Origin of the sequence: Solimonas flava DSM 18980 (assembly GCF_000426685.1) — a bacterium.
Classification (GTDB): Bacteria; Pseudomonadota; Gammaproteobacteria; order Nevskiales; family Nevskiaceae; genus Solimonas; species Solimonas flava.
The window spans coordinates 143018-150657 of sequence record NZ_AUFV01000012.1 but is presented as its reverse complement, the minus strand read 5'-3'; the positions used below and the strand labels follow the sequence as shown (position 1 = coordinate 150657).

16 protein-coding genes are annotated in these 7640 nt (G+C 64.1%); all 16 read left to right on the top strand.

Translation table 11 applies throughout. From position 1 onward, the window contains the following. The coding region (tuf, locus tag K343_RS0114055) for an elongation factor Tu (RefSeq protein WP_028008629.1) at positions 1 to 957 on the top strand (957 nt) is incomplete at its 5' end. 85 nt (positions 958 to 1042) lie between these two features. Further along, positions 1043 to 1360, top strand: a complete 318-nt coding sequence (rpsJ, locus tag K343_RS0114050; RefSeq protein WP_020651341.1) for a 30S ribosomal protein S10 — start codon at positions 1043 to 1045, stop codon at positions 1358 to 1360. A 13-nt stretch (positions 1361 to 1373) separates the two neighbouring features. After that, positions 1374 to 2012 carry a 50S ribosomal protein L3 gene (gene rplC / locus K343_RS0114045; protein ID WP_028008628.1) on the top strand — a complete coding sequence of 213 codons (639 nt, stop codon included), beginning with the start codon at positions 1374 to 1376 and terminating at the stop codon, positions 2010 to 2012. A gap of 22 nt (positions 2013 to 2034) precedes the next feature. Beyond that, on the top strand, positions 2035 to 2640 hold the full coding sequence (gene rplD, locus K343_RS0114040) for a 50S ribosomal protein L4 (protein WP_043112773.1): 606 nt from the start codon (positions 2035 to 2037) through the stop codon (positions 2638 to 2640). Continuing rightward, the gene (gene rplW / locus K343_RS0114035) at positions 2637 to 2939 is read left to right on the top strand and encodes a 50S ribosomal protein L23 (protein WP_028008626.1); all 303 of its coding nucleotides are present in this window, start codon (positions 2637 to 2639) and stop codon (positions 2937 to 2939) included. The genes rplD and rplW overlap by 4 nt, the downstream gene beginning before the upstream one ends. A 13-nt stretch (positions 2940 to 2952) precedes the next feature. Further along, complete coding sequence (gene rplB, locus K343_RS0114030) at positions 2953 to 3786, top strand: 50S ribosomal protein L2 (protein ID WP_028008625.1); 834 nt, start codon at positions 2953 to 2955, stop codon at positions 3784 to 3786. Positions 3787 to 3798: 12 nt separating this feature from the next. After that, positions 3799 to 4077 (top strand): 30S ribosomal protein S19, encoded by a 279-nt coding sequence (rpsS, locus tag K343_RS0114025; protein ID WP_026353327.1) that lies wholly within the window; start codon positions 3799 to 3801, stop codon positions 4075 to 4077. A gap of 5 nt (positions 4078 to 4082) precedes the next feature. Then, positions 4083 to 4418, top strand: coding sequence for a 50S ribosomal protein L22 (gene rplV, locus K343_RS0114020; RefSeq protein WP_026353326.1), 336 nt, complete (start codon positions 4083 to 4085; stop codon positions 4416 to 4418). A 31-nt stretch (positions 4419 to 4449) separates the two neighbouring features. Next, positions 4450 to 5136: a 30S ribosomal protein S3 gene (gene rpsC / locus K343_RS0114015; RefSeq protein WP_028008624.1), complete on the top strand. Its 687-nt coding sequence runs from the start codon at positions 4450 to 4452 to the stop codon at positions 5134 to 5136. Between the two features lie 18 nt (positions 5137 to 5154). After that, positions 5155 to 5568, top strand: coding sequence for a 50S ribosomal protein L16 (rplP, locus tag K343_RS0114010; protein ID WP_026353325.1), 414 nt, complete (start codon positions 5155 to 5157; stop codon positions 5566 to 5568). Next, on the top strand, positions 5568 to 5768 hold the full coding sequence (gene rpmC / locus K343_RS0114005; protein ID WP_028008623.1) for a 50S ribosomal protein L29: 201 nt from the start codon (positions 5568 to 5570) through the stop codon (positions 5766 to 5768). Before rplP ends, rpmC begins: the two co-directional genes overlap by 1 nt. 2 nt (positions 5769 to 5770) lie before the next feature. Then, positions 5771 to 6043, top strand: coding sequence for a 30S ribosomal protein S17 (gene rpsQ / locus K343_RS0114000; protein WP_020651331.1), 273 nt, complete (start codon positions 5771 to 5773; stop codon positions 6041 to 6043). A gap of 15 nt (positions 6044 to 6058) precedes the next feature. Beyond that, complete coding sequence (gene rplN, locus K343_RS0113995; RefSeq protein ID WP_020651330.1) at positions 6059 to 6424, top strand: 50S ribosomal protein L14; 366 nt, start codon at positions 6059 to 6061, stop codon at positions 6422 to 6424. Positions 6425 to 6436: 12 nt separating this feature from the next. Continuing rightward, positions 6437 to 6763 carry a 50S ribosomal protein L24 gene (rplX, locus tag K343_RS0113990; protein WP_028008622.1) on the top strand — a complete coding sequence of 109 codons (327 nt, stop codon included), beginning with the start codon at positions 6437 to 6439 and terminating at the stop codon, positions 6761 to 6763. Between the two features lie 11 nt (positions 6764 to 6774). Further along, positions 6775 to 7311: a 50S ribosomal protein L5 gene (rplE, locus tag K343_RS0113985; RefSeq protein WP_028008621.1), complete on the top strand. Its 537-nt coding sequence runs from the start codon at positions 6775 to 6777 to the stop codon at positions 7309 to 7311. A 12-nt stretch (positions 7312 to 7323) separates the two neighbouring features. Next, a complete protein-coding gene (rpsN, locus tag K343_RS0113980) occupies positions 7324 to 7629 on the top strand; it encodes a 30S ribosomal protein S14 (protein ID WP_020651327.1) in 306 nt (101 codons plus the stop codon). Positions 7630 to 7640: the final 11 nt, after the last annotated feature.

Sequence of the window (7640 nt, the reverse complement as noted above, 5' to 3'; positions counted from 1 at the left end):
CGTCACTACGCGCACGTGGACTGCCCGGGACACGCGGACTACGTGAAGAACATGATCACGGGCGCGGCGCAGATGGACGGCGCGATCCTGGTGGTGTCGGCGGTTGACGGCCCGATGCCGCAGACGCGCGAGCACGTTCTGCTGGCGAAGCAGGTGAACGTTCCGAAGATCGTGGTGTGGCTGAACAAGTGCGACCTGGTCGAGGACGCGGAGCTGCTGGACCTGGTCGAGATGGAAGTTCGCGACCTGCTGGCGAAGTACGGCTTTGACGGCGACAACACGCCGGTGATCCGTGGCTCGGCGATCAAGGCGATCCAGGGCGATCCGGAATGGGTCGCGAAGCTGGAAGAGCTGTACAACGCGCTGGACACGTGGATTCCGGAACCGCAGCGCGAGACGGACAAGCCGTTCCTGCTGCCGATCGAAGACGTGTTCTCGATCTCGGGCCGCGGCACGGTGGTGACGGGCCGTATCGAGCGCGGCGTGGTGAAGGTGGGCGAAGAAGTCGAGATCGTCGGCCTGCGCGACACGCAGAAGACGATCGTGACGGGCGTCGAAATGTTCCGCAAGCTGCTGGACCAGGGCCAGGCGGGCGACAACGTCGGCATTCTGCTGCGCGGCACGAAGAAGGAAGACGTGGAGCGCGGCCAGGTGCTGTGCAAGCCGGGCACGATCAAGCCGCACTCGAAGTTCGAGGGCGAGGTGTACGTCCTGACGAAGGAAGAGGGCGGCCGTCACACGCCGTTCTTCAAGGGCTACCGTCCGCAGTTCTACTTCCGCACGACGGACGTGACGGGCTCGATCCAGTTCGAACAGGAAATGGTGATGCCTGGCGACAACGTGCAGATGACGGTGGAGCTGATCTCGCCGATCGCGATGGAAGACGGCGTGCGCTTCGCGATTCGCGAAGGCGGCCGCACGGTCGGCGCCGGCGTTGTCACCAAGATCCTGGCGTAAGAATCTTTCCGCTTTACTTTTGGCTGGGGCGCGAATAAAATTCGCGCCCCTTTTGTTCCCCGCTCTTTAAACCGGAAACCAAAGCATGGCCGCGACCAGCCAATCTATTCGCATCCGGCTCAAGGCCTTCGACCACCGACTGATCGACAAGTCGGCGAAGGAGATCGTTGAGACCGCGAAGCGCACCGGTGCCGTCGTCCGTGGGCCGATCCCGCTGCCTACGCGCAAGGAACGCTTCACCATCCTCGTTTCGCCGCATGCCGACAAGGACGCGCGCGACCAGTACGAGATCCGCACGCACAAGCGGCTCATGCAGATCGTCGACCCGACGGAAAAGACCGTCGACGCGTTGTCGAAGCTCGACCTGCCGGCCGGCGTCGAAGTCCAGATCTCGCTGAGCTAAAGGAGAAACGGACATGACGATCGCAATCGTGGGCCGCAAGGCAGGCATGACGCGCATCTTCACTGAAGAAGGCGCGTCGATTCCGGTGACCGTTATCGAGTGCACGCCGAACCGCGTGGCTCAGGTCAAGACCGTGGAAACCGATGGCTACCGTGCTGTGCAGGTGGCCGTGGGTGATGAGAAGCCGGGTCGCGTCAACAAGGCGCTGACCGGTCACTACAAGAAGGCGGGCATCGCTGCCGGCCGCAGTCTGTGGGAAATCCGTCTCGCCGAGGGCGAGGGTGCGGATCTCGCCACGGGCGCCGAGATCAAGGTTGACCAGTTCGACGGCGTCAAGGCCGTGGATGTCACCGGCGTCTCGAAGGGTAAGGGTTTTGCCGGCGTGCAGAAGCGCTGGAACTTCGGCGGTGGTCGTGCGACGCACGGCAACTCGCTGTCGCACCGCTCTCCGGGCTCGATCGGCCAGCGCCAGGCGCCGGGTCGCGTGTTCAAGGGCAAGAAGATGGCCGGGCACATGGGTTCGGATCGCGTCACGGCGCTGAACCTGGATCTGGTCCGGATTGATGTTGACCGCAACCTTCTGCTGGTGAAGGGCGCGGTGCCGGGTGCCACGAATGGCGAAGTCATCGTGCGCCCCACGGTGAAGGCATAACGTTCACTGGGGAAAAACGGCCATGGATATTCAACTGCATAACAGCACGACCAAACTGAGCGTTTCGGACGTCGTCTTCGGCGCCGAATACAACGAACCGCTGATCCACCAGGTGGTGACTGCCTATATGGCGGCCGGCCGCGCTGGCACGAAGGCGCAGCTCGCCAAGGGCGAAGTGCGCGGCGGCGGCAAGAAGCCGTGGAAGCAGAAGGGCACCGGCCGCGCTCGCGCCGGCTCGATCCGCTCCCCGCTGTGGCGCGGCGGCGGCACGACGTTCGCGGCCACGCCGCGTGATCATGCGCAGAAGGTGAACCGCAAGATGTATCGCGGCGCCATCCGCTCGATCGTTGCCGAGCTCGCCCGCAAGAATCACCTGATCGTCGTCGAGTCGTTCTCGCTCGCAGCGCCGAAGACCAAGGGTCTGGTCGAGCAGCTCAAGCAGCTCGGCTCGCAGGACATCTTGATCGTCACCGGCGAGCTCGATCAGAACCTGTTCCTTTCGGCCCGCAATCTGCCGCACGTTGCGGTTTGCGATGTCGAAGCCCTCAATCCGCTCACGCTGCTGCGCCACGAGAAGGTGCTGGTCACGGCGGACGCGGTCCAGAAGCTGGAGGCGTGGCTGCAATGAACGTCGATCGTCTGCATCAGATCATCATCGCGCCGGTCGTCTCGGAGAAGAGCACGCGCGCCGCGGAGAAGCACAACCAGGCCGTGTTCAAGGTTGCCCGCGACGCTGCCAAGCCCGAGATCAAGGAAGCCGTCGAGAAGCTGTTCAACGTCAAGGTTGACGGCGTCCGCACGCTGACCGTGAAGGGCAAGAACAAGCGTTTCGGCCGGTTCGAGGGCAAGCGCTCCGACTGGAAGAAGGCGTATGTCACGCTCGCGCAGGGCCAGGAAATCGATTTCCTGAGCGGCGCCTCCGCATAACGAGGGCTAGAAAATGCCATTGGTCCAACTCAAGCCGACGTCGCCGGGCGCGCGTCACCAGGTCAAGGTGATCACGCCGGGCCTGTGGAAGGGCGAGGCGCACGCGCCGCTGCTCGAAAAGCAGAAGAACTCGGGCGGCCGCAACAACAACGGCCACATCACCACGCGCCACAAGGGCGGTGGGCAGAAGCAGCACTATCGTCTGATCGACTTCAAGCGCAACAAGGACGGCGTGCCGGCCAAGGTTGAGCGCGTCGAGTACGATCCGAACCGCTCCGCGCATATCGCGCTGTTGTGCTATGCCGACGGCGAGCGCCGCTACATCATCGCGCCGCGCGGCGTTGCCGCCGGTGACACGCTGCAGTCGGGCACCGACGCGCCGATCAGGGCCGGCAACGCCCTGCCGCTGCGCAGCATTCCGATCGGTTCGACCGTGCATTGCGTCGAGATGCGCCCGGGCAAGGGCGCGCAGATCGCGCGCAGCGCTGGCGCCGCCATCCAGCTGGTCGCCCGCGAAGGCGAGTACGCGACGATCCGCCTGCGTTCGGGCGAGATGCGCAAGGTGCTTTCGGAATGCCGCGCCGTGATCGGCGAAGTCGGCAACAACGAGCACAACCTGCGCCAGTACGGCAAGGCCGGCGCCAAGCGTCACAAGGGCATCCGCCCGACGGTGCGTGGCGTCGTCATGAACCCGGTCGACCACCCGCACGGTGGCGGTGAAGGCCGCTCCGGACAGGGCAACCCGCATCCGGTGACGCCGTGGGGCCAGCAGACCAAGGGCCTCAAGACCCGCAACAACAAGCGCACGCAGAAGTTCATCGTGCGCAGCCGCCACTCGAAGAAGTAAGCAGGTAACGTCATGCCTCGTTCCGTCAAGAAGGGCCCGTTCGTCGACCACCATCTCGCGAAGAAGGTGGATGGAATGGCCGGCCAGCGCGTGAAGAAGCCGATCAAGACCTGGTCGCGTCGTTCGATGATCACCCCGGATTTCGTCGGCCTGACGATCCAGGTGCACAACGGCAAGCAGCACCTGCCGGTGTTCGTGACCGACAACATGGTCGGCCACAAGCTCGGCGAGTTTGCTCCGACGCGCACCTTCAAGGGGCACGGCGACAAGAAAGTTGACGCCAAGAAGTGAGCGCCATGCAGACCCAAGCCATCCTGAAGTTCGTTCGCCTGTCGCCGAAGAAGGCGCGGGCCGTCGCTGATCTCGTTCGCGGCAAGCCGGTCGACGAGGCGCGCAACATCCTGAAGTACTCCACCCGCAAGCCCGCCCGCATCCTGTTCAAGGTGCTGGAGTCGGCGATCGCGAACGCCGAGAACAACCACGGCGCCGACGTCGACGAGCTGAAGGTCAAGGAGATCTACGTGGACGAGGGCCCGGTGCTCAAGCGCATCATGCCGCGCGCCAAGGGCCGTGCTGACCGTATCGTGAAGCCGACCAGCCACATCACGATCAAGGTCTCGGACGGCCAGTAAGGCCGCCGCTTCGGACGAGAGAGATAAAGTCATGGGTCACAAAGTCAATCCGAACGGCTTCCGCCTCGGCATCACGACGTTCTGGACGTCGAACTGGTACGCCGAGCGCAAGGCTTACGGCGAAAACCTGCTGAAGGACATCCAGGTTCGCAGCTTCCTGCGCAAGAAGCTGGCGCAGGCTTCGGTGTCGCGCATTCAGATCGACCGCCCGGCCAAGTCGGCCCGCGTGACGATCCACACCGCGCGCCCGGGCATCGTCATCGGCAAGAAGGGCGAGGACATCGAGAAGCTGAAGGGCGAAGTCGCCAAGCGCATGGGCCTGAAGGCCGACTCGGTGCACATCTCGGTCGAGGAAATCCGCAAGCCGGAACTCGATGCGCAGCTCGTCGCCGACAGCATCGCCCAGCAGCTGGAGCGCCGCATCATGTTCCGCCGCGCGATGAAGCGCGCCGTGCAGAACGCCATGCGTCTCGGTGCGGGCGGCATCAAGATCCAGGTCGGCGGCCGCCTGAACGGCGCCGAGATCGCGCGCACGGAGTGGTACCGCGAAGGCCGCGTGCCGCTGCACACGCTGCGCGCCAATGTCGACTATGCGGTCGGCGAAGCCCGCACCACGTACGGCGTGATCGGGATCAAGGTCTGGGTGTTCACCGGTGAGGTGTTCGACACCGACCGTCGCCAGGAAAAGAACGAGACGACCGAGGCCCGTGCGGCCTAAGGTCGGGAGACTACTGCCATGATGCAGCCCAAGCGAACCAAATTTCGCAAGCAACGCAAAGGTTCCAACACCGGTATGGCCTTGGTGGGTAACAAGGTCAGCTTCGGCGAGTGGGGCCTGAAGGCGACCGAACCCGGCCGCGTGACGGCCCGCCAGATTGAAGCGGCGCGCCGCGTCATCACGCGCTACATCAAGCGCGGCGGCAAGGTCTGGATCCGCCTGTTCCCGGACGTTCCGGTCACCAAGAAGCCGCTGGAAGTCCGCATGGGCTCCGGTAAGGGCAACGTCGAGTACTGGGTCTGCAAAGTGCAGCCCGGCAAGGTGCTCTACGAAATGGAAGGCGTCGATGAAGTTACCGCGCGCGAGGCATTTCGCCTGGCCGCGGCGAAGCTGCCGGTGAAGACCAGCTTCGTCAACCGGACGATCATGTAATGAAGACCTCCGAATATGTGAAGGCCCTGCGCGGCAAGGACGCGAAGGCGCTCGCCGACGAGCTCGCCGCGCTGCGGCGCGAGCAGTTCAACCTGCGCATGCAGCAGGGCGCAGGCCAGGCCACGAAGCCGCATCTCGTGCGCGAGGCGCGCAAGAAGATCGCGCGGGTCAAGACCATTGCGCGCAGCCAGGTGAAGTAGTCATGAGCGAACAGACTGAGAAGAAGGCGGGCAACCGCGTGGTCGGCCGCGTCGTCAGCGACAAGGGCGACAAGACCATCACCGTGCTCGTCGAGCGCGTCGAGCGCCATCCGCTCTACGGCAAGACGCTGCGCCGCTCGACCAAGCTGCGTGCGCACGACGAGAACAATCAGGCCAAGGAAGGCGACACCGTGGCGATCGTCGAGACGCGCCCGCTGTCGGCCACCAAGCGCTTTCGCCTCGTCGAAGTGCTGAAGACCGGCGCGGCCGGCTAAGCGGAGAGCCAGACCATGATTCAACAGGAAAGCTTTCTGGTCGTTGCCGACAACAGCGGCGCGCGTGAAGTGCAGGTCATCCAGGTCAAGGGCTCGACCTATCGCCGCTACGCCGGCGTGGGCGACCTGATCAAGGTCACCGTCAAGGACGCGATTCCGCGCGGCAAGGTCAAGAAGGGCGAGGTGCATGACGCGGTCGTCGTGCGTACCAAGTTCCCGATCAAGCGCGCCGACGGTTCGGTGATCCGCTTCGACAGCAACGCTGCCGTGCTGCTCACCAACAAGCTGGAGCCGCTGGGCACCCGCATCTTCGGACCGGTGACGCGCGAGCTGCGTGACCGTTTCATGAAGATCGTGTCGCTGGCGCCGGAAGTGATCTGAGGACAGGCGATCATGAGCAAGATTAAGAAGGGCGACGAAGTCGTCGTCATCACCGGCAAGGACAAGGGTCGTCGCGGCAAGGTCGCGCAGGTTCTGGTCGAGGCCGGCAAGGTCATCGTCGAAGGCGTCAACGTTGCCAAGAAGCACCAGCGCGGCAATCCGAACGCTGGCGTTGCCGGCGGCATCGTCGAGAAGGAGATGCCGATCGACGTTTCGAACGTTGCCATCTGGAACGCGAAGACGGGCAAGGGCGACCGCGTCGGCTTCAAGTTCGAAGGCGAGGGCGAGAAGCGCCGCAAGGTGCGTGTGTTCAAGTCCAACAGCGAACTGGTGGACTAAGGTAGAAAGCCATGGCGAATCTGCAAACTCTTTACCGCGATAAGCTCGCGGCCGAACTCCGCGAGAAGCTGGGCGTCGGCGTAATGGAAGTGCCGCGCATCACCAAGATCACCCTGAACATGGGTGTCGGTGAGGCGACGACCGATCGCAAGGTGATCGAGAAGGCCGTCGAGGACATGACGGCGATCGCCGGCCAGAAGCCGGTGGTCACCAAGACCCGCATCGCCATCGCGGCGTTCAAGGTCCGTGAGAACTATCCGGTCGGCGTCAAGGTGACGCTGCGCCGCGAGAAGATGTACGAGTTCCTGGAGCGCCTGATCGTCGTCGCGCTGCCGCGTATCCGCGACTTCCGCGGCATCTCGGCGCGCGGCTTCGACGGCGCCGGCAACTTTAACTTCGGCGTCACCGAGCAGATCATCTTTCCGGAAATCGAGTACGAAAAGGTCGATGCGGTGCGCGGCATGAACATCACCATCACCACGACGGCGAAGACCGACGAAGCGGGCAAGGCCCTGCTCGACGCGTTCAACTTCCCGTTCCGCAAGTAAGGGCATCGAACCATGGCCAAGACCAACATGATCGAGCGCGAGAAGAAGCGCGCCGCCCTCGCCGCGAAGTACGCCAAGAAGCGCGCCGCGCTGAAGGCCGCCATCGTCAGCGAAACCGTTTCGGACGAGGACAAGGCTGCCGCCGTCGTGGCGCTGCAGAAGCTGCCGCGCGATTCGGCGAAGACGCGCCAGCGCAACCGCTGCCAGCTGACCGGCCGCTCGCGCGGTGTCTACAAGAAGTTCGGCCTGGCGCGCCACAAGCTGCGCGAAGCCGCCAACCGCGGCGAAGTGCCGGGCCTCAAGAAGGCGAGCTGGTAAGAGGATTTAGA